Annotated in this window: 15 protein-coding genes; 7 read left to right on the top strand and 8 right to left on the bottom strand. The window is 70.5% G+C overall.

The features are described 5' to 3' along the window. Positions 1-29 precede the first annotated feature (29 nt). Positions 30-1,460, top strand: coding sequence for a polyprenol phosphomannose-dependent alpha 1,6 mannosyltransferase MptB (gene mptB, locus AB0I28_RS08415; RefSeq protein ID WP_357490986.1), 1,431 nt, complete (start codon positions 30-32; stop codon positions 1,458-1,460). Here mptB and AB0I28_RS08410 read toward each other — a convergent pair. Both AB0I28_RS08410 and AB0I28_RS08405 read right to left on the bottom strand, forming a co-directional pair. Further along, positions 1,401-2,780 (bottom strand): glycosyltransferase family 87 protein, encoded by a 1,380-nt coding sequence (locus AB0I28_RS08410; RefSeq protein ID WP_357490985.1) that lies wholly within the window; start codon positions 2,778-2,780, stop codon positions 1,401-1,403. The genes mptB and AB0I28_RS08410 overlap by 60 nt on opposite strands. Before the next feature lie 29 nt (positions 2,781-2,809). Next, positions 2,810-5,377, bottom strand: coding sequence for a penicillin acylase family protein (locus AB0I28_RS08405; protein ID WP_357490983.1), 2,568 nt, complete (start codon positions 5,375-5,377; stop codon positions 2,810-2,812). Positions 5,378-5,516: 139 nt separating this feature from the next. Here AB0I28_RS08405 and AB0I28_RS08400 point away from each other — a divergent pair, with 139 nt between their 5' ends. Beyond that, positions 5,517-6,500, top strand: coding sequence for a hypothetical protein (locus AB0I28_RS08400; protein ID WP_357490981.1), 984 nt, complete (start codon positions 5,517-5,519; stop codon positions 6,498-6,500). Positions 6,501-6,545: 45 nt separating this feature from the next. Here the strand turns inward: AB0I28_RS08400 and AB0I28_RS08395 are convergent, their stop codons facing one another. The 3 genes from AB0I28_RS08395 to glnA all read right to left on the bottom strand — a co-directional run bounded on the left by AB0I28_RS08395 (position 6,546) and on the right by glnA (position 10,839). Then, on the bottom strand, positions 6,546-7,640 hold the full coding sequence (locus tag AB0I28_RS08395) for an LCP family protein (protein ID WP_357490979.1): 1,095 nt from the start codon (positions 7,638-7,640) through the stop codon (positions 6,546-6,548). 72 nt (positions 7,641-7,712) lie between these two features. Beyond that, positions 7,713-9,272, bottom strand: a complete 1,560-nt coding sequence (locus tag AB0I28_RS08390; protein ID WP_357490977.1) for a hypothetical protein — start codon at positions 9,270-9,272, stop codon at positions 7,713-7,715. 142 nt (positions 9,273-9,414) lie between these two features. Beyond that, on the bottom strand, positions 9,415-10,839 hold the full coding sequence (glnA, locus tag AB0I28_RS08385; RefSeq protein ID WP_357490976.1) for a type I glutamate--ammonia ligase: 1,425 nt from the start codon (positions 10,837-10,839) through the stop codon (positions 9,415-9,417). Positions 10,840-11,036: 197 nt separating this feature from the next. Here glnA and AB0I28_RS08380 point away from each other — a divergent pair, with 197 nt between their 5' ends. Next, positions 11,037-11,417, top strand: a complete 381-nt coding sequence (locus AB0I28_RS08380; RefSeq protein WP_357490974.1) for an RDD family protein — start codon at positions 11,037-11,039, stop codon at positions 11,415-11,417. A 95-nt stretch (positions 11,418-11,512) separates the two neighbouring features. Here AB0I28_RS08380 and AB0I28_RS08375 read toward each other — a convergent pair whose 3' ends face one another. The 3 genes from AB0I28_RS08375 to lipA all read right to left on the bottom strand — a co-directional run bounded on the left by AB0I28_RS08375 (position 11,513) and on the right by lipA (position 13,801). Then, positions 11,513-11,929, bottom strand: coding sequence for a Fur family transcriptional regulator (locus tag AB0I28_RS08375; RefSeq protein WP_357490972.1), 417 nt, complete (start codon positions 11,927-11,929; stop codon positions 11,513-11,515). 246 nt (positions 11,930-12,175) lie between these two features. Continuing rightward, positions 12,176-12,871 carry a DUF4191 domain-containing protein gene (locus AB0I28_RS08370; protein WP_357490970.1) on the bottom strand — a complete coding sequence of 232 codons (696 nt, stop codon included), beginning with the start codon at positions 12,869-12,871 and terminating at the stop codon, positions 12,176-12,178. Positions 12,872-12,898: 27 nt separating this feature from the next. Continuing rightward, a complete protein-coding gene (lipA, locus tag AB0I28_RS08365; RefSeq protein ID WP_357491947.1) occupies positions 12,899-13,801 on the bottom strand; it encodes a lipoyl synthase in 903 nt (300 codons plus the stop codon). A gap of 160 nt (positions 13,802-13,961) precedes the next feature. On the opposite strand from lipA, the gene AB0I28_RS08360 reads away from it, so the two are divergent. The 4 genes from AB0I28_RS08360 (at position 13,962) to AB0I28_RS08345 (ending at position 20,547) form a co-directional block, all read left to right on the top strand. Continuing rightward, entirely contained in the window at positions 13,962-17,198 is a 3,237-nt protein-coding gene (locus tag AB0I28_RS08360; protein ID WP_357490968.1) for a PDZ domain-containing protein, read from the top strand. 277 nt (positions 17,199-17,475) lie between these two features. Beyond that, a complete protein-coding gene (locus tag AB0I28_RS08355) occupies positions 17,476-17,943 on the top strand; it encodes a hypothetical protein (protein WP_357490966.1) in 468 nt (155 codons plus the stop codon). Positions 17,944-18,378: 435 nt separating this feature from the next. Then, on the top strand, positions 18,379-19,734 hold the full coding sequence (gene aspS / locus AB0I28_RS08350) for an aspartate--tRNA(Asn) ligase (protein WP_357490964.1): 1,356 nt from the start codon (positions 18,379-18,381) through the stop codon (positions 19,732-19,734). Between the two features lie 117 nt (positions 19,735-19,851). Further along, positions 19,852-20,547, top strand: coding sequence for a hypothetical protein (locus AB0I28_RS08345; RefSeq protein WP_357490962.1), 696 nt, complete (start codon positions 19,852-19,854; stop codon positions 20,545-20,547). Positions 20,548-20,576 lie beyond the last annotated feature (29 nt).

The raw sequence follows: 20,576 nt of genomic DNA, 5'->3' as shown, positions 1-20,576 counted from the left end.
CGACCTTCCCGTGTGCGACCATGGCCCCCGTGCGCCGCCTCACGATCACCCTTCTCGGCCTCCTCGGCGGCGTCCTGCTCGCCGTGGCCGCCTGGCTCGGCGGCGCCAAGCCCGACACCGACCTCAAGTCGAACCTCCAGATGGCCCTGTCGCGGCCCGGCACGGCCGCCGCGATCGGCGTGTGGGCACTGGGCCTCGCCGCCCTCGGCGTTGCCTGGTGGCACGCCCGCAAGGCCGACTGGTCCCTGCGTGCGGTCCTGGCCACCGCCGCGCTGTGGGCCGCGCCGCTGCTCTTCGCGCCGCCACTGGGCAGCCGCGACCTCTACGCCTACGCCTGCCAGGGCGCCACCGTCCACGGCGGCCTCAACCCCTACGAGGTCGGTTCGGCGGCCCTCCCGTGCCCCTGGCTCGACTCGGTCTCGTTGATCTGGCATGACACACCGGCCCCGTACGGCCCCGTCTGGGTACTGCTCGCCGGAGCGGCCGTCGCCGTCGCGGGCGGGAACCTCGCCGTCGCCGTGACCGTGCTGCGCGTCGGCGCGCTCCTCGGGGTCCTGCTCATGGCCTACGCCGTTCCCCGGCTCGCCGCGCGCGCCGGTGTCGACCCCGTCCGCGCCGCCTGGCTCGGGCTGGCCAGCCCGCTGCTGATGGTCCACGTCGTCTCCGGCGGCCACAACGACGCGCTGATGATCGGTCTGGCGCTGTGCGGCCTCCTCGCCGCCTTCCACCGCCGCGGCCTGGCGTCGGGCGCTCTGCTCGGCGCGGCCGTCGCCGTCAAGGCCACCGCCGGAATCGCGCTGCCCTTCGCCGTCCTGCTGCTGATGCGCGAGCGCACCTTCCGCGAGCTCCTCCGCAGGACCTGGGCGCCCCTGGCCGGGACCGTCGCCGTCTTCGCCGCCATCACCCTCGCGAGCGGCCTGCGGCTGGGCTGGCTGCGCGGACTGGCCTCCTCCGGCGACTCCGTCCAGTGGACCTCGCCCCCGACCGCCGTCGGCATGGCCGTCGGCGCCCTCAGCAAGGCCCTCGGCCACGACGTCACCACCGGCGCCGTCGAGGTCGCGCGCGTCATCGGCTGGGCGGCGCTGGCCGTCGCGCTCGTCGTCATCTGGGTCCGCGCCTATCGCGAGGCGCGCGACCCCGGCGCGATCCTGCGACACCTCACGGGCGCACTGGTCGCGGTCGTGGCGCTGTCGCCGGTCTTCCACCCCTGGTACGTGCTGTGGCCGTTGGCGGTCCTCGCCGTGTCCGTCCACACAGGACGTCTGCGCACCGCCGGCGAGGTCCTGGCCGTGGCGCTTCCCGCGCTGACCCTGCCCGACGGCGACAACCTCGCGCTGCGCACGAAACTCGCCGGGGCCGTGGCGATGACCGGCCTGGTCATCGCCACGATCGTGTTCGGGCTACGCCGCCTTCGCCTCGGCCGCCGCCCGGCGCCGGTCCGGCCACGACGCGAGCCGTGACGGCCAGCGCGGCCAGAAGTTCCCGTCCGCCAGGTCGAGCGTGTCGGTGTCGCGCCTGATCGGCAGGATCAGGATCAGCACCAGCGAGAGGATCACGTAGGAGTTCTCCCCGATCCACCAGAACGGCCCGTGGATCCAGTGCTTGGTGGTCACCTCGGCGAAGCGCAGGCTCATCGTCAGCGCGAAGGACCAGTAGACCAGCAGGAACAGCGCCGCCCAGCGCCAGAAGCGCTTCGTCCAGGCGCCCTTGCGCAAGGCCACGTCGGCCAGCACCACCAGGGCGGGCACGATCCAGAAGTTGTGGTGGATCCACGACACCGGACTCACCATCACGCCCACCAGGCCGACGATGGTCAGCGCGCAGATCTCGTCGCCCTGCCGGTAGGCCCGCACCGCGCGCCACATCCCGTAGCCGACGACCAGCAGCACACCCAGCAGGTAGATCCAGCGCGGATAGTTCGGGTCGCGCTGGTCGAACCACCGCAGGATCATCCCGTTGATCGAGGTGTTCGAGGTCTGGTCGAGGATCCCGACCCGGCTGGAGTCCCAGAAGGTCACCAGCCAGAACTTCACCGAGGAGCGCAGGTCGAAGGCCGCGGCCAGAACCGTCGCCGCCGTCGCCCAGAACATCGCCATGAACGCCGGCCGCCAGCGTTTGGTCAGCAGCAGGTAGATGATGAAGATCCCCGGCGTCAGCTTGATCGCCGTGGCCAGCCCGATCCCGATGCCCGCCCACTTCGAGTTGCGGCGGCACAGGAACAGCAGGTCGCCGATGATGAGCACGGCCAGTTCGTGGTTGACCTGACCGAAACTCAGCGACTCTCGGATCGGTTCCAGCGCGAAGGCCAGCGGCACCACCAGCCCGCAGACGAACCACGCCGGCTGGTTGAGGCGCCGGGCGAGGGGAGTGGCCACCCAGTAGCACATCAGCGCCAGCGCCGCCGACATCACGATCAGGTGCGACCACAGCGCCAGCCCGTACGGCAGCACCGCCAGCGGGATCATGATCAGCGCCGCGAAGGGCGGGTAGGTGAAGCCCAGGTTGTAGTTCGTCTTGTCCGGCTGTGAGTAGTTGTAGAGGATGTTGTCCCCGTCGAGCCAGAACAGCACGGCCTTGCGGTAGATCCGGAAGTCGAACAGCCGGTGGTGCTCGCCGAACCTGTCGGTGAGGATCCACACCACCGCCATCAGCAGCACGACGGCGGCGACCCGCAGCCAGAAGACCGCCCTGGGGTTGCCGAGCAGACCGCGCGACGCGCCCTCTTCTGTCACGCCGTCGTCGGCGTCGGGCCCGGGGGCGGCCTTGGTAGTGGTGTCCACTGTGGTGTCGGTTCCTCTGGTACGGGCCGTCAGGGCGTGAGCTTCAGCCGGTCGCGGGTGGTGACCTCGATGTCGCGGTCGGACCAGCGCATGGGGGTGAGCGCGCCGGTACGCCACATCTGGACCTGGTCGTCGTAGTGGGCGCTGAACGTGTGCCCGGACTGGCCGGTCAGGTTGACCCACCAGGACCCGTCGAGGTTCGCCAGGTCCACGATCATTCGCATAGAGGGTACGGCGTCGACCTCGTACCCTTTCGCCGGGTTCCAGCCGGTGGCGTTGACGATTCCGTCCCCGCCGGCCACCCCGACCGGGGGCGAGTTGAACAGCCATTCCACGATCCCGATCCCCGAGGTGCCGAGGGTGGGATTCGTCAGAGTGAGCGTGTGCAGCTCGTCCCAGCGCCAACTCGACGGGTCGTCGCCGAGCCGCTCGGTCAGCTCGCTCACCGCGTCGGCCATCGCCCGCGAGAGCATCGCGTCGCGGTCCTCGACCTCCGGCGTGGCGGCGTCGTCCCACCACGGGCTGTCGGGCTGCTCCATGAGCTTGGCGACCACCTCGTACCAGCGCTCGCCGCCGCCGGGGGGCGCCGAGTCGGGCAGTTCGTCGAAGGTGTTCAGCAGCAGGTGCCGCCAGGTCGCGTTGTAGAAGGCGGAGGCCGCCGAGTCGCGGTCGGACTGCAGGTTCCAGTCGCGCAGGAGGTCCTGCGCCTCCTTGACGGTGCCCTCGGCGCCGACGGCGAGCAGCTTCGGCACGACCGGCGCGGCGCCGCCGTTGCGGCCGTCCATCTGCATGAGCCGGATGTCGTCGATGCTGAGCAGGTCGGTGTCGGCCTCGATCATGTCCCGGATGCGCTCACTGCGGTATCCGTACGCCCAGTCCTCGGTGAGCAGGTGCGGGTACTCCTCGCCGATGACCTCGTTGTTGGCGGTCACGATGAAGCCCTCTTCGGGGTTGATCGTGTACGGCAGTTCCTCGTTGGGGATGTATCCCGACCAGTCGTAGCCGGAGTCCCAGCCGGGGGAGGGCCAGGTGCCGTCGCCGGTGCCGCGCACCGGGATCTTGCCCGGCGCCTGGTAGCCGATGTTGCCGGAGGTGTCGGCGTAGATCATGTTCTGCGAGGGGACCTCGAAGCGCGAGGCGGCGGCCTTGAACTCCGGCCAGTTCGTGGCCCGGTTGAGCGCGAAGATCGCCTCGGCGGTGCGGCCGGGCTCCAGCGCGGTCCACTGGAGCGCGACCGCGTACTCGCCGCCCTCGTTGATCTTCGGCGTCGGCGGGTTGGCGGCCAGGGAGTCGTAGGCCCCGCCGTGGTCGGACATGATCGGGCCGTGCTTGGTCTCACGGACGGTGATCGTCCTGGGTTCCCCGCCGGCGACCTTGATGGTCTCCTCACGGACGCTCTCGAAGGGCAGCCAGGATCCGTCGACGAGGTACTTGTCGCCGTCGACGCGCTCGACGTAGAGGTCGGTGACATCGGGGCCGAGGTTGGTGAAGCCCCAGGAGACCTCGGCGTTGTGGCCGATGATGATGCCCGGCACGCCGGAGAAGGTGAAGCCGGTGACCCGGAAGGGGCACGACTCGCTGAGCGTGCGGCAGCGCAGCCCGGCCTGGTACCAGACCGAGGGCATCGACGGCGCCAGGTGCGGGTCGTTGGCCAGGATCGGCATGCCCGTCTCGGTCCGCGAGCCCGAGACCACCCAGGAGTTCGACCCGATCCCGTCGATGGCCGGGCCGGTGACCGCCGCGAGCGCGTCGAAGGCGCTCCGCGCGCTGCCGAAGGCGGCCGTGGCGTCCACTGTGGCGTCGGTTTCGCCGCCGCCTTCGCCGCCGTCGTCCTCGCCGACCTGAGCGGGGTCGGACAGCTCGAACTCGCCGTCGGTGACGGTGCCGTCGGGGATGATCGGCTTGTGCCGGTCGGTCGGGTAGGCCGGGTAGAGCTGCGAGATCTGCTTCGGGGTCAGGCCCGCGTCGGCCAGCGTGGCCCGGTTGAGCTCGTCGCTGAGGTTGCCGCGCAGGTCCCAGGCCATGGCCTTGAGCCACGCGATGGAGTCGACCGGAGACCAGGGTTCGATCTCGTAGTCGGGATTGTCGAGCCCCAGGACGGTGTACTCCAGGCTGATCTCACCCGAACTGTGGCCTTCGAGGTAGGCGTTGACGCCTTCGGCGTAGGCCGTGAAGTAGCTCCTGGTGGTCGCGTCGAGGATCTCCCACTCCTGCTCGGCGACCTTGCGCCAGCCCATCGCGCGGACGGTGGCGTCGGTCTCCACCTGGCTCTCGCCGAACATCTCGGCGAGCCGGCCGGCGGTGACGTGCCGGCGGAAGTCCATCTCCCAGAAGCGGTCCTGGGCGTGCACGAAGCCCTGCGCGCGGAACAGGTCGGTGGCGGTGTCGGCGTAGATCTGCGGGATTCCCCGCTCGTCGCGCCAGACGTCCACCTGTCCCGACATCCCGGGCAACGCGATCTCACCGTCCACAGTGGGGAATGACCGCCGCACGATGTAGGCGAACCCGAGGGATACCACGAGCACGAGCACGGTCAGCACGGCGAGGGTCCACAGGCCGATGCGGCGCAGGAGACGGAGGAGACGAGCGCGGTCCATCGGCACATCCTCCCAGGGGGCGGCTCCGCGCCGCTCATGGGGCGATATGTCCCAGGCTGCGCCGATCTCCCCCATGCAGGGGAGGCTCTTCACGCTGCAGGGGCAGGTTTCTCCCGCCGGTCCGCCCGAGGCTGGGGGCATGTCCGAGACCGCACGCCCTCAATGGGCCGACCTCGTCCGCCGCCTCGCCTGCGGGCTCCTGGTCGTGGCCACCCTGCCCTACCTCATATTGAAGATCCACTGGCTGTTCGGCGGCACCGCCGGCCTCAACGACATGGCCGACACGACACAGCTCGACGCGCTCAACGCGTTCACCGCCGGCATGGACCTCGTCGCCGCCCTCCTGGCGGGCGTGTTCGCCTTCCGGCGCGGCCTGCGGGCACCGGCCTGGCTCATCCTGTTCCCGGTCTGGGTCGGCACCGGACTGCTCGGCCAGATCGTGGTCGGCATGCCCTTCCAGGCCCTCGCGGCGGCCCTCTCCGGGGACCCGCTGCTCCCATCGGCCCCCGCCGACGAGCCACCGCCGCCGGTCGCCGCGTGGGTCTTCGGCATGGTCTACGCCGGGTTCGTCGTACAGGGAGTCGCCTTCCTGGTGGCCTTCCTGCTGTACGCGCGAGGCCGCTGGCCCGGCGCCTTCACCGGCCGAGCCGGCGAGGGACCCGCCGGCATCCCCGCACTGCGCTCCCTGAGCGTCCCCCTGACGTGGTGCGTCGCCATCGGCTCGATGGTCGTCGCCGTGGTCCAGGGCGCGTGGGCGTTCGGCTACACCGGCGGCCTCAGCGCCGACCACGCCGACGCCATGAGCCGCAACGGCCGCACCAACGGCCTCGTCGTCGCGGTCTTCGCGCTCCTCGCCGCATGGGGTCTCCTCCTCAACCTCCGCGACCGCCCGGCGCGCGTCCCGCGCTGGATCGTGACCGGCGCTGCCTGGGTCGGCTCCGGCTCGCTGTTCGGCTGGGGCATGTGGGGGCTGATGGTCCTGCTCGGCAGCGACACCGATGTCGGCATGCAGCACTCGCCCGACCTGACCAACTACGAGGCCCTCGTCCGCTTCGCCCTCGGCCTGATGGGCGGCATCGCCTTCCTGCTGACGCAGGCCGAACGCAAGGCCGCCGCGGCCTGAGCCGGTGGTGCGTCCCCGGCCCGCGGGGGCGCACCACCGGCCCGGTCAGGAGGACTTGTTCACCCATTTCGGGTAAGTGAGGACCCAGGAGTCGATGTCGTCCTCCCGGATCGCCCGGTAGAGGGCCTCGGCGGCCTCCTCCTGCTCACCCGGCTGCGTGACGACGAAGTCGGTGTCACCGATGGTCTGCGACTCCGAGGGGATCTTCACGGTGGTCAGCTTCGAGGCGTCGAGGTCGGTCAGCGCGAAGGCCACGTCGGTGACCAGCCGGCCCTTGAGGTCGAGCAGGACCTGGTCGCCGATGCTCTCGATCAGGTCGCCGACCTTGAACACGTCGGTCAGGTAGCCCTGCTCCTTGGCGCGCTTGAGCAGCTGTTTGACGAAGTGCTGCTGCATCCGCTGGCGGCCGAAGTCGCCGATCCCGTACTTCTCGTCCCAGTTCGGGTTGGTCGGATCGTAGGCCATCCGCTCGCGCACGATCCCCAGCGCCAGCTTCGGTTCGTACTCCTTGCAGCCCTTCTCCACGAAGGGCTTCTCGCCCTGGGCGTTCTTGGGGTGTTCGAGGTACATGTCGAAGGGCACGCACAGCTCGACCCCGCCGAGCATCTCCACCACGTCCCGGAAGCCGCCGAAGTTGATCATCATGGCGCCGTCGAACTTCACCCCGGTCAGCTCCGTCAGCGTCGCGGCGACACTGGAGACGGCCTTCTTCATGTCCCGCCCGCCGAGACTGAAGGCCGCGTTGATCTTCGAACCCTCGCAGGGCGCGCCGCCGTCGCAATCGGGAATCGTCACCCGCAGATCGCGGGGGACCGAGACGATGTTCGCCGAGGACAGCTCGGCGTCGAGGTGCAGGATCATGATCGAGTCGGACTGCGCCGCCGACCAGTCGGAGCGCATGTCGGAGCCGATCATCAAGAAGTTCAGCGGACCGTTGATCTCCTCACCCGGTTCGTAGGCGTCGCAGTCCTCCAGCAGGCACTGGTTGGGCAGCGCGTCGTTCACCTTGTCCAGCATCACGTTCACGTACACGATCGCACCGGATGCGAGGACGAGCAGCAGGGCGCCCACGCCGAGCAGGGTCTTCCCCCACCAGGGCAGGCGTCGTACGGCGGATCGGCGGCGGCGTCGGCCGGCCATGGCGGATCTCCGTCTCCGGCGGCATGGGCAGCCGCCGCTACGGTCGACGCTGCGGCCGGACCGAAAAGTTGCTCAGGCGGCGAAGTCGAGCGCGAAGTCGAGGATCCGGCCGTCGACCGTTCCGGCGAGCAGCCGCCCGGGACCGTCGAGGGCCAGCGACAGCGCGACCACCGGACGTCCCCGCACCACGAGTTCCTCGCGGTGGAGCACCTCGCCGTTCTCCAAGTCCAAGACCAGCAGCTCACCCGAGTTGAAGGCCGCGTAGACGCGCTCGCCGTCGGTGTCCAGCGCGGTGACCGGTATGTCGCCGGCGTGCACCCAGCGCGCCGAGCCGCCCGTGAAGTCGCGGGCGACCACGAAGGCGTTGCCGGGCAGCAGGCCGTGCCCGTGGTGGACCGTTCCGGCGTGTACGAGCGTCCCGCCGGAGACCACACCCGGTCCCCCGAAGAGGTGCCTGCCCGGGCCGGCCTCCCATTCGAGAGGGAAGAGCCGGTCGAGGTCCGCCCCGGGACCGACCGCGGCGACCCACTTGTCCCAGTGGGGCGCGTCCGGCTCGCCGACCAGGACGAGCGGCAGGGCGCTCCCTCGTACCTCGAACGGGTGGTTGAAGGTGTCGCATCCGTGCAGCGCGACCGTCCCCGCGCGCTCGCCCGCGGGGTCGAGCAGGATCGCCGCGTGCTCCTCGCGGTAGTTCGTGTGGCGCATGAGCGCCGAGCCGTCGGCCGCTCCGGCCAGCACCGCGGCCCAGCCCTCGTCGAGGCGCGTCAGCAAGCGCCCGTCGTCGAGCGAGACGCGCCCGACCAGATCGGGCCCCCGGTGCCACCCGTCCGGACCCTCGCGCCACGGACGCGTCACGTTGACCAGCGCGGTCCGCCCACCCGGATCGACCAGGAGCTGCTTCGCCCCGCCCTCGTCGGGCACCGACCACGCCGGCTCGCCGCCCGCCGTCCACGCCTCCAGCAGTACGCCTTGACGCCCCACGACGACGCCCCCGTCATTCGTCGCGGCCACCGCCCACACCTGGTCCCGGGGCTCCCACGCCTCTCCCGCGTGCTCCCGCAGCGACACCGGCGGCGCCGCGCTCGGCACCGTCTCACGTCCGGCGACCTCGCCCAGCCGGTACGGCTCGGGCGTCTGCCAGTCCGCGCGCACGATCACCTCGGCGAAGCCGCGCTCGCGCGGCTCGGGGAAGTCGTTGTCGTTGGGCGGGGCCACCACCACCTCCAGCGTCCGCGCGTCGGCCCACCGCACCCGGCGGACCTCCCGCTCGTCGGGCATCAGGGACACGGTCTCGCCGGTCTCGACGTCGAGGAGGATGAGTTCCCCGTCGAAGTAGTCGCCCCCGTCGTAAGAGCCGGTCCCCACCGCCAGCAGGGGCAGCGAGGGGTGGAAGTCGAGCGCGTTGACCGGCCACCGCGTCTCGATGAGCACCCGGCACCGTTCGCCGCCGCTTTCGTACACGCCCAGCCGGTGCGCTCTCCAGCCGACGCGGGCCGTCCCGTCCCCGTCCCAGTACAGCGAGCCGAGATCGCCGCCGACCGCGACGAGCCCGTCATGCGCGGCCACGGCGGTCGGCGCGCCGATCTCTGCGAAGGGCCCGTCGCCGAGGACGCGGGTGAGGTTGAGGGACATGGGCGCTCCAGGGGTGCCGGAAAGCGGTCAGCTTGCCGGGGGAAGCCTTGGGGCGCAAGGCAATTGGGTACCGATACGCGAGAACCCCGCCACCGTCGTGCCACGGTGGCGGGGTTCTCGCGTGCGTCCGGCTCTCGCGGGTTTACACGTCGAAGTAGAGCTCGAACTCGTGCGGCGTCGGGCGCAGACGGATCGGGTCCACCTCGTTCTCGCGCTTCCAGGAGATCCAGGTGTCGATCAGGTCGGGGGTGAACACCCCGCCCTCCAGCAGGAAGTCGTGGTCGGCCTCCAGCGAGTCGAGGACCGCCGGCAGTGAGCCGGGGACCTGCGCGACCTCGTTGTACTCCTCGGGCGGCAGCTCGTAGAGGTCCTTGTCGACCGGCGTCGGCGGCTCGATCTTGTTCTTGATGCCGTCGAGGCCGGCCATCAGCATCGCCGAGAAGGCCAGGTACGGGTTGCTCGACGGGTCCGGCACGCGGAACTCGACGCGCTTGGCCTTGGCGTTGGTCCCGGTGACCGGGATGCGCGTGCAGGCCGAGCGGTTGCGCTGCGAGTAGACCAGGTTGACCGGCGCCTCGAAGCCCGGCACCAGGCGACGGTAGGAGTTCACCGTCGGGTTGGTGAAGGCCAGCAGGCTCGGGGCGTGCTTGAGCAGGCCGCCGATGTAGTAGCGCGCCATGTCCGAGAGGCCGGCGTAGCCGGTCTCGTCGTAGAACAGCGGCTCGCCGCCCAGCCACAGGCTCTGGTGGGTGTGCATGCCCGAGCCGTTGTCGCCGAAGAGCGGCTTGGGCATGAAGGTCGCGGTCTTGCCGGCCGCCCAGGCGGTGTTCTTCACGATGTATTTGAACAGCTGGACCTGGTCGCCGGAGTGCAGCAGCGTCGAGAAGCGGTAGTTGATCTCCGCCTGTCCGGCGGTGCCGACCTCGTGGTGGGCGCGCTCGACCTCAAGGCCGACGTTGAGCAGCTCGCGCACCATGCCGTCGCGGAGGTCGGCGAAGTGGTCGACCGGCGGAACGGGGAAGTAGCCGCCCTTGTAGCCGGGCTTGTAGCCGAGGTTGCCGCCCTCCTCGTCCTTGCCGGTGTTCCAGGCGCCTTCCTTGGAGTCGATGTAGTAGAAGCCGTGCTGCGCGGCGGTGTCGAAGCGGATCGAGTCGAAGATGTAGAACTCCGCCTCGGCGCCGAAGTAGGCCTTGTCGGCGAAGCCGATGCCGGACAGGTACTGCTCGGCCTTCTTCGCGACGTTGCGCGGGTCGCGGCTGTAGGCCTCCCGCGTGAACGGGTCGTGGATGAAGAAGTTCAGCGCGATCGTCTTCTGCGCGCGGAACGGGTCGACGAAGGCCGAGGTCACGTCGGGCAGGAGGAGCATGTCGGACTCGTGGATCGCCTGGAACCCGCGGATCGACGAACCGTCGAACGCCAGCCCGTCGGTGAACGCGTCCTCGCCGAAGGACTCGGCTGGCACATTGAAGTGCTGCATGACACCGGGCAGGTCACAGAAACGAACGTCGATGAATTTGACGTCGTTGTCGCGCACGTAGGCGAAAAGCTCGTCGGGGTTGGCGAACACTGGATGTTCCTCCGTCCGCTAGGCGGTGGTAGGCGCTGTGGGAACAGTCGGCATGGCAGCCTGCGGCGACCGTAAGTCGACGGCGTTGCCTTGCCGTGTCTCGCTTGTTTCGGCCGTGTTACACGGCGTTCATGGTGACCGGGCACACGCGACACCGTCGACCGAGCCCGGAACCCGCCGCCGGGTAGGCTCACCACGTGTCTACCACCGCAGGCCCCTCCTCGCAGTCGTCTTCCGAGGTTCGCCCCGCGACTCTCGGCGAGCGCTTCCTGGCACTGCTGATCGACTGGATCCTGTGCCTGCTGCTCGCCGTTGCCGTGGCGCCGCAGCCCTACGGCAACCTGTGGGCCTCGGCGGTGCTGGTGCTCGAGTACGCCGTGTTCATCGGCCTTTTCACGCAGACGCCCGGCATGCGGGTCGCCAAGATCCGCTGCGTGCGGCTCGACGGCGAGCGCCTCGGCCTCTACCGCGCGTTCATCCGCGGTGTGCTGCTGGCGCTGGTCGTGCCCGCGCTGATCATGGACTCCGACCGGCGCGGCCTGCACGACCGCGCGGCGGAGTCGGTCGTCATCCGCTAGGGCCCGGCGTCCTCGCCGCCCGGGTGCCGGCGGATCCCCGCACCGTCTCCCGGCGCCCTTCGGAGCGCCGGCGCGAAGAGCCTTCGGTGAGTCCGCTAGCCCCGCGGTCCCTGGCAGTCGCCGCACAGGCCCCAGTACGTCACTTCCGCCTCGTCGATGACGTACCCGTGGTCCTGCGCGGCGTGCAGGCAGGGGGCGGTGCCCACCGCGCAGTCGATGTCCTCGACGTGCCCGCACTGCCGGCAGACGGCGTGGTGGTGGTTGTCGCCGGTGCGCGCCTCGTAGCGGGTGTTGTGCCCGGCGGGCTCGATGCGACGGGCGAGGCCGGCGCCGGTGAGCGTGGCGAGGACGTCGTAGGCGGCCTGCGTCGACAGCGAGCCGACCTTCGGCCGGGCGCGGTTGATGATCTCGTCGACCTCGGGGTGCCCGCCCTCGGTGAGTACTTCGAGCACGGCGAGTCGCTGCTTTGTCACTCGCAGGCCCTTGCTGCGCAGAAGCGGTTCGCCGTCCATGTTCCAACCTTCGCATGTGGTCTCGACGGTGTCGACGTGTGCGTGCCGTGACGGTCTTCATGCTCGCTGCGACGGGCCGTCACGGTTTCGGGAATCGTACGGAGCGCAGGGCTCGATGTGAAGGGTCCGTCCGGATGTCGGACACTTTCGGTGCGGGGTCCGTACGGTCTTACCCGGCTTTGTCCGGTCGTCGCGGGCGTGAAAAAGCCGGGACACGCGAGGTGTCCCGGCTCCGTGCGCGTCCGCTCAGCGGCCGCGCATCGCCTTGTGCATGCCCTTGGGCGCGCGCATGTTCCCCGGGATCGGGCCCTTCGGGATCGGCGCCGAGCGGGCGCTGATCGCCTCCAGCCGCTTGATCAGGCCGGCGAGTTCCTTGGAGGTGAGGTTCTTGGGGAGTTTGGTCAGCGTGGTGCGCAGCTTGCGCACGGAGAGCTGGCCCTCGCCCTCACCGATGATGTAGTCGTAGACGGGCGCGCTGCCGGCGATGCGGCTGACGCGCTTCTTCTCCTGCGCGATCATGCTCTTGAGGCGGTGGGGCGAACCCTCGGCGAGCAGCACGACGCCGGAGCGGCTGATCGTGCGGTGCACCATGTCCTGGTGGGTGTTGACCTGCACGGCCGGGGTGGTCGTCCAGCCGCGGATCATGTCCATCAGGGCGAGGGCGGCGCCGGGCTTGCCGACGGCCTCGTTCATGACGGCCTTGTTCACGCGCAGGTTCAGCACGATCATCATGGCCAGCAGCGACATCAGGATGCCGACCGGGATGAGCCACCAGCCGAGTTCGGTGAAGGTCACCAGCGCCGCGACCGCTATCAGCGGTACGAGGATGGCGACGATCACCAGCGGGAGGAATACTTTGTCCCGCTTCGCGGTGAACGTGAACGCCTGGCCGATCTGCTTGATCCGCTGGCCGAATGAAACCTTCTCGGGCTGGTCTGCCATAACGTCAATCTTAGATGGAGGTCCGCGTCACGCGGGCTGGCGGGCGTCGAGTGCTTGCTTGTAGAGCCGTCCGGCCCGGTAGGACGAGCGCACCAGGGGGCCGCTCATGACCCCGGCGAAGCCGATGGCCTCGGCCTCGGCGCTCAGTTCGACGAACTCCTCGGGCTTCACCCAGCGTTCGACGGGGTGGTGCCGGGCCGAGGGGCGCAGGTACTGCGTGATGGTGATCAGCTCGCAGCCGGCGGCGTGGAGGTCCTTGAGGGCCTGCGAGATCTCCTCGCGCTCCTCGCCCATGCCCAGGATGAGGTTCGACTTGGTGACCAGGCCGGCCTCGCGGGCCTTGGTGATCACCGAGAGCGAGCGCTCGTAGGTGAAGGCCGGGCGGATCCGCTTGAAGATCCGCGGCACGGTCTCGACGTTGTGCGCCAGCACCTCCGGGCGCGAGCCGAAGACCTCGGCGAGCTGCTCGGGGACGGCGTTGAAGTCGGGGATCAGCAGCTCGACGCCGCAGCCGGGCAGCATCTCGTGGATCTGGCGGACGGTCTCGGCGTAGAGCCAAGCGCCGCCGTCGGGGAGGTCGTCGCGGGCGACGCCGGTGATGGTCGCGTACTTCAGCTCCATCTGGGCGACCGACTCGGCCACGCGCCGGGGCTCGTCGCGGTCGAGCGCCTGCGGCTTGCCGGTGTCGATCTGGCAGAAGTCGCAGCGGCGGGTGCACTGGTCGCCGCCGATGAGGAAGGTCGCCTCGCGGTCCTCCCAGCACTCGTAGATGTTGGGACAGCCGGCTTCCTGGCAGACGGTGTGCAGGCCCTCGCGTTTGACCAGCCCGGACAGTTCGGTGAACTGCGGGCCCATCTTGGCCTTGACCTTGATCCAGGACGGCTTGCGCTCAATGGGCGTGGCCGCATTGCGCGCTTCGATGCGCAGCATGCGGCGGCCTTCGGGCTGTACGGAGGTCACGCTGTCGAGCCTACGTCGTGGCGGACCCGCCCACTCGTGGGCTTGCTCACGTGGCGTCGGTGTGATGTCATGATGATGCCGCTCCAGTGGGCGGTGTGCGGACCGAGAACCCCTCATCCGGAGGTCATCGATGGCGAACGGCTATCCCCGATTCCCGACCATTCACGGCGACACGATCGTCTTCGTCTGCGAGGACGATCTCTGGACGGTCCCCGGCGGCGGCGGATTCGCCGCCCGGCTGACCGCCGGTGTCGCCGCGGCGTCACATCCCCGCGTCTCGCCCGACGGAACCCTGATCGCCTACACCGGCCGCGAGGAAGGCCCCGCCGAGGCCTACGTCGTGCCCATGGCCGGCGGCGAGTCCAGGCGCCTCACCTTCGACGGCGGCTACTCCTCGGCGGTCACCGCCTGGCGCGGCGACTCCGTCGTCTACGCCACCTCCGCCTACAGCCCCAACCGCTCCGAGTCCCGGCTGCGCGCGATCGACGCCCGCACCGGCGGCGAGAGCGCCGAACTGCCCTACGGACGCGCCACCGAGCTGGCCGAAGGCCCCGGCGGCGTCACCGTGATCGCGCGCGGTGGGTTCCGCGACGCCTCGGCCTGGAAGAGGTACCGGGGCGGGACCGCCGGACACCTGTGGATCTGCGACGGCAATGACGCGGGGGATTTCCGTCGGATCCGCGAACCGGCCGGCAACGTCGGCAACCCGCACATCGTCGGCGAGCGCCTGTACTTCCTCTCCGACCACGAGGGTTACGGCAACGTCTACTCGACCGACTTCACCGGCGGAGACCTGCGCCGCCACACCGACCACGGCGACTTCTACGCCCGCTCCCTGTCCGGCGACGGCAGCCGCCTCGTCTACCACTGCGGCGGGGACATCTACCTCCTCGACCCCGCCGAGGACGGGCCGCGCAAGCTCGACATCTCCATCGGCGTGACCCACACGCAGCGCGCCCGCCGCTTCGTCGACGCCGGCGAGTACCTCCACTCCGCGCGCCTGTCGGGAGACGGCTCATCCCTGGCCATCACCAGCCGCGGGAAGCCCTTCACCTTCGGGAACTGGGAGGGCCCGGTCGTCCAGCACGGCGAGCCCTACGGCGTGCGCTACCGCGACCTCACCTGGCTGCCCGGCGGTGAGCGCCTCGTCGCCGTGGCCGCCGACGACGGCCCGCGCGAAGTCCTCGTGACGCTCCCCGCCGGCGGCTTCGAGCCCGACCGCCGCTTCGACGGCCTCGACCTCGGACGAGTCCTCGAACTCGCCGTCGCGCCCGAAGGCGCCACGGTCGCCGTCACCAACCACCGCAACCAGCTCCTCCTGGTCGACCTGGCGGCCGACGAGCCCTCCGTGCAGGTCCTCGACACCAGTGCCTTCGGCCAGATGTGCGACCCGGTGTTCTCCCCCGACGGCGAGTGGCTCGCCTACTCCTGCCCCCTCCAGGGCGTCCAGGAGGACTCCGCCAGCCGCACCGGCATCAAGCTCGTCGAGCTCGCCACCGGACGCACCCGCCTGGCCGCCGACCGGGTCCTGCGCGACGAGGGCCCGTCCTTCGACCCGGACGGCAAGTACCTGTACTTCATCGGCCACCGCGAGTTCAACCCCGTCTACGACGAGCTGCACTTCGACCTGAACTTCCCCACCGGCTCGCGGCCCTACGCGATCGCGCTGCGCGCCGACGTGCCCGCGCCCTTCGTGCCCGAGCCCAAACCCGTCGTCGAGGAGGAGGACAAGGGCAAGGACGCCGACAAGGAGGACGCCGAGGAGCCGAAGGGCGGCGTCGACTTCGACGGCATCACCCGGCGGATCGTGCCCCTGCCCGTTCCCGACGGCCGCTACGACAAGGTCGTGGGCGTTTCGGGGAAGGTGCTGATCCTGTCGCGGCCGATCGAGGGCACGCGACCTTCGGGCGACGCCCCGACGGAGCCGGTCGGCGTGCTCGACAGCGTCGACCTGAGCACCGGCAAGGTCGAGCGCGTCGCCGAGGCCGTCAGCGACGTCGAGCTCGGCCCGGACGGCAAGACGCTGCTGTACCGCTCGGACGAGCGCCTGCGGGTCGTCAAGGCCGGCGAGAAGGTGCCCGACGAGTCGGCGAGCGGCCGCGAGTCGGGCTGGATCGACCTCGGCCGCGTGAAGGTCTCGGTGCGCCCGGAGACCGAGTGGCCGCAGATGTTCCGCGAGGCCTGGCGGCTGCAGAGCGAGCAGTTCTGGACCGAGGACATGTCCGGCGTCGACTGGAACGGCGTGTACGACCGCTACGCGCCGCTCATCGAGCGGATCTCCACCCGCGGCGAGCTGTCCGACCTGTTCTGGGAGATGAACGGCGAACTGGGCACCTCCCACGCCTACGAGGCGCTCGGTGACTACCGGCCCGGCCCCCACTACGGGCAGGGTTACCTCGGCGCGGAGTTCTCCGTGCGCGACGGCGTCTACCGCGTCGACCGCATCCTCGACGGCGACCCCTGGCGGCCGGAGGTCACCTCCTCCTTCAACCGTCCCGGCGTCGACGTCCGGGAGGGCGACGAGCTGCTGGCCGTCAACGGCCAGCCCGTCGGCGACGACGGCGTCACCCCCGCCCAGCGCCTGGTCAACCAGGCCGGGCAGGAGGTGCGCCTGACCATCGGGCGGGGAGACGCCGAACCGCGCACCGTCACCGTCCGGGCCCTGTCCTCCGAGCAGGACATCCGCTACAGGGACTGGGTCGAGGCCAACCGGCGCAAGGTCCACGAGGCCACCGACGGGCAGATCGGGTACATCCACGTGCCCGACATGGGACCGGCCGGGTTCGCCGAGTTCCACCGCGGCTACCTCAACGAGTTCGACCACAGCGGGCTCATCGTCGACGTCCGCTACAACGGCGGCGGGCACGTCTCGGCGCTGCTCATCGAGAAGCTCGCCCGCCGCAGGCTCGGCTACGACCACTCCCGCTGGAACGTGCCGGTGTCCTACCCGGTCGAGTCGCCGCGCGGGGCGCTGGTCGCCATCGCCAACGAGCTCGCCGGCTCCGACGGCGACATCTTCAGTCAGGCCTTCAAGCAGCTCGGCCTCGGGCCGCTGGTCGGCACGCGCACCTGGGGAGGGGTGGTCGGCTACACCGAACGCGCCGGGCTGGTGGACAACACCTTCCTGTCGCAGCCGGAGTTCGCCTTCCACTTCGACAACGCGGGCTGGGGCGTGGAGAACTACGGCGTCGACCCCGACGTCGAGGTCGACTTCGCGCCGCAGGACCACGCGGCGGGACGCGACCCGCAGCTGGACACCGCGATCGAGCTGGCGCTCGGCGAGCTGAAGAAGCGGCCGCCGCACGTCGCCGACCCGAAGGCTCGGCCGCGGCTGACGGCACCGGTGCTGCCGCCGCGCGAGGGTTAGCAAGGGGCGAGGGATGAGAGGGCGGTCGCCGCGGCGACCGCCCTCTTCGCTCGCGCGCGGGCGGTGACCATCGGTGAGCGGTGCCCGCCGGGCACCGCTCCCGGCACCGATGCGACCGGGCGCGAACCCTCCGCATTTGTCCCGTCACCAGCCGAAACCGGCCCCGTCGGGCGCCCTCCCGACATCCCGGCGTTGGCACAGATCCGGGAGAATGCGTCTCGCGCAGCCGCCTATGGTTTGGTGCACAGGCAACCGACGTGATGAATTGGGGATAGCGATGACCGAGCCGTGGATCGACTTCAACGGTGATGGAACCGGGGACGAGTACGAGCACTCGGTCGGTGCGGACGGTGCCGACGAGTACCGCTACGACTCGGACGGCGATGGGGACGCCGACATGATCGCCGTTGACTACGACGGTGACGGTCTCATCGAGGAGTTGCAGACCGACGATGACGGTGACGGCAACGTCGACCGCATCGAGTACGACAGCACCGGTGACGGCATGATGGACGAGACCGAGTACGTGGACGAGCCGATCGAGGAGGACACCACCGCCTCCGATCCCGAGTCCTCGTTCCCGGGTGTCTTCGGTGCCGACCCGACCGAGACCGACCCCGCCGCGGACCCGTCGGCCGTGGACCCGGCCGCCGACCCGTCGGCTGTGGACCCCGCCGCCCCCGCGGGCGACCCCGAGGGCGCCCCCGACCTCAGCGGCCTGGTGGACCCGTACGCCGCCGGCTAGTCACCGGCCTGAGCGTTGAGCCGCCGCACGCGAGTGCGGCGGCTCTCGTCGTTCGTCCTTCCGGCCGAGACGGTCGTGCGCGGGCACCGCGCCTCACTCGCCGTCGGCCTGGCGTTTCGCTGATGACGGACCGCCGGAACGTGTGCTACGGTCCGTGGCACGGTATCGACGGAGCCGAGTAACACCCGCCGACCCGCGGACGAGAGAGCCACCGGCAGCTGTGAAGGTGGACCGCGGAACGGGTGCGAAGACCCTCCCGAGCCGCGGGAAGAAAGGCGTCGCGAGGCGCCGAGTAGAGCCCGCCGTACGGCCCACGAAACGGGCTTCATGAAGGCCGCGCGCAGCCGGCGCGCGGTGAAGGTGTGGTGGCACCGCGACTACCCCGTCGCCCACACCTCCGGGGATTCCCAGTGAATCGAGGAGGTGTGAGAACAGATGTCGTATGAAATCGAAACGACCGTCGCCGCAGTCCCCGAGGCGAGTGCCGACCCGCCGAGGGTCCTGGCCTCGTCCTTGCCCGTCCATATCGGACGGACCGTGCGGGTTTCCGGGTGGCTGCATCGCCGCCGGATCCTCAAGTCGGTCGTCTTCGCCGTCGTCCGCGACCGTTCCGGGCTGGCGCAGGTCGTCGTCCGCGAGCCCGGGTTGCGGGCGCGGATCGAGGCGCTGACCGAGGAGACCGTGGTGGAGTTCACCGGCGAGGCCACGGCCAACGCCGACGCTCCCGGTGGTGTGGAGATGACCGGGCCGTCGCTGCGGCTGCTCGGCGACGCGGCCGAACCGGCGCCTTTCGAGCTGTACCGGCCGGAGCTTCGCGCGACCCTGCCGACGATGCTCGACAACGCCCAGGTGGCGCTGCGGCACCCGCGCAAGCGGGCGCCGTTCGAGATCGCGGCCGCGGCCGTGCGCGGGTTCCGCGAGGCGCTGTCCGAGCTGGAGTTCACCGAGGTGAACAGCCCCAAGCTGGTCGGGACCGCGACGGAGTCGGGCGCCAGCGTCTTCACCGTCGACTACTTCGGCCGCAAGGCGTACCTCGCGCAGAGCCCGCAGTTCTACAAGCAGACCCTCGTCGGGGTCTTCGAGCGCGTCTTCGAGGTCGGGCCGGTCTTTCGGGCCGAGCCGCACGACACCGTCCGGCACCTCGCCGAGTACGTGTCCCTCGACGCCGAGCTGGGCTTCATCGAGAGCTACGCCGAGGTGCAGGCCGCGCTGGAGGCGGCGATTCGCGGGATGCTCTCGGCGGTCGGGCGGCACGCGCCGGCGGCGGTGGAGACCTTGGGCCTGACCCTGCCGGTCATGCCCGAGAAGGTCCCGGCGCTGCACTTCACCGAGGCCCTGGAGATGATCTCGGCGGCCACCGGTGAGAAGACCGAGGGGCTCGACGACCTCGCGCCGGCGCACGAGCGCTGGGTGGGGGAGTGGGCGATGCGCGAGCACGGCAGCGACTTCGCCTACATCATCGGCTACCCGATGTCGAAACGCCCGTTCTACACCCATCCCGACCCCGAACGTCCCGACTACAGTGCGTCCTTCGACCTGCTGTTCCGGGGCACCGAACTGGTCACCGGAGGGCAGCGCCTGCACCGCCACGCCGACTACCTGGCGGCGCTGGCGGCCAAGGGCGAGAGCCCGGAGGGCTACGAGGGCTACCTGGCCGCGTTCAAGCACGGGATGCCGCCGCACGGCGGTTTCGCCATCGGCCTCGAACGCTTCGTCGGGCAGCTCACCGGCGCGGCCAACATCCGCGAGGTCACGCTGTTCCCGAGAGACTTGCACCGGCTGACGCCCTGACGCCGACGGCACGGCCGGGTTCGACACGGACCCGGCCGTGCCCGCGAAGCACTCCCGCCGGGCCGCCGACTCCACTACCGTCGGTCGGGACTTCCGCAACCGGAGAAAAGGCCCGCCATGGACGAGATCTACGCCATCACCATCTCCGGGGCGACCCCCGAGCCCGCCCCGGCCCGCATCTTCGCCGTCCGCGACCAGGAGATCGGCGACACCGTCGTCGACCTCGGCGAACTCGCCGGGCACCTGTCCAACGCGTTCGACCCGTCGTCCGGCGACCACTGGTGGATCGCCGGCGACGAGGTGAACTCCCAGCGCACCGGCGTGCACCCGGGACTGTCGGTGCCGCACGGCAAGCGCGGCCTGGCCTTCCGCCGGGACGGCCGGGGCTTCTTCTTCGCCGGGCAGGCGCCGGGGAGGATCCTGTCCTTCGAGGGCGCCAACCCCGGCGAAGCGGCACCTGTCGAGGTCGAGGGCGTCGACGCGCCGGTGGACCTCGCCTTCGACGCCGCCGGGCGGGCGTTGATGCTCACCGCGGACGGGACTCTCGCCGAGGTCGACGACACCGCCGGTGCGGTGTGGACGGTCGCGCGCAGCTGGCGGATCGACGCTCCGGACCACTCGTTCACCGGCCTCGCCCTCACCGACTCCTACGTCACCGTCGCCGGCCGCAACGCCGAGGGCTCCTTCATCACCGAGGTCGTCTTCGGCGACGGCGGCGCCTCGCTGGAACCGCCCTTCGACCTGGGCTCCATCGGCAAGGTCGCGGGCCTGGCCTCGGCGCACTTCCCGGACAAGGTCACGCCCGGACGTTGAGCACCGCCCGGGCGTGAGACCTCGTACCT

It is taken from the genome of Phytomonospora sp. NPDC050363, assembly GCF_040655735.1.
In the GTDB taxonomy this organism is placed as follows: Bacteria; Actinomycetota; Actinomycetes; order Mycobacteriales; family Micromonosporaceae; genus Phytomonospora.
The sequence above is the reverse complement of the archived record's forward strand: the minus strand, read 5'-3'. Positions and strand labels throughout refer to the sequence as shown.

Bases quoted from the DNA above. Each gene is read 5' to 3' on its own strand.
- AB0I28_RS08390 (WP_357490977.1), bottom strand. From the start codon at position 9,272: ATGTCCCTCAACCTCACCCGCGTCCTCGGCGACGGGCCCTTCGCAGAG.
- AB0I28_RS08400 (WP_357490981.1), top strand. From the start codon at position 5,517: ATGTCCGAGACCGCACGCCCTCAATGGGCCGACCTCGTCCGCCGCCTC.
- AB0I28_RS08395 (WP_357490979.1), bottom strand. From the start codon at position 7,640: ATGGCCGGCCGACGCCGCCGCCGATCCGCCGTACGACGCCTGCCCTGG.
- AB0I28_RS08405 (WP_357490983.1), bottom strand. From the start codon at position 5,377: ATGGACCGCGCTCGTCTCCTCCGTCTCCTGCGCCGCATCGGCCTGTGG.
- lipA (WP_357491947.1), bottom strand. From the start codon at position 13,801: ATGCTGCGCATCGAAGCGCGCAATGCGGCCACGCCCATTGAGCGCAAG.
- AB0I28_RS08375 (WP_357490972.1), bottom strand. From the start codon at position 11,929: ATGGACGGCGAACCGCTTCTGCGCAGCAAGGGCCTGCGAGTGACAAAG.
- AB0I28_RS08370 (WP_357490970.1), bottom strand. From the start codon at position 12,871: ATGGCAGACCAGCCCGAGAAGGTTTCATTCGGCCAGCGGATCAAGCAG.
- AB0I28_RS08355 (WP_357490966.1), top strand. From the start codon at position 17,476: ATGACCGAGCCGTGGATCGACTTCAACGGTGATGGAACCGGGGACGAG.
- aspS (WP_357490964.1), top strand. From the start codon at position 18,379: ATGTCGTATGAAATCGAAACGACCGTCGCCGCAGTCCCCGAGGCGAGT.
- AB0I28_RS08360 (WP_357490968.1), top strand. From the start codon at position 13,962: ATGGCGAACGGCTATCCCCGATTCCCGACCATTCACGGCGACACGATC.
- AB0I28_RS08345 (WP_357490962.1), top strand. From the start codon at position 19,852: ATGGACGAGATCTACGCCATCACCATCTCCGGGGCGACCCCCGAGCCC.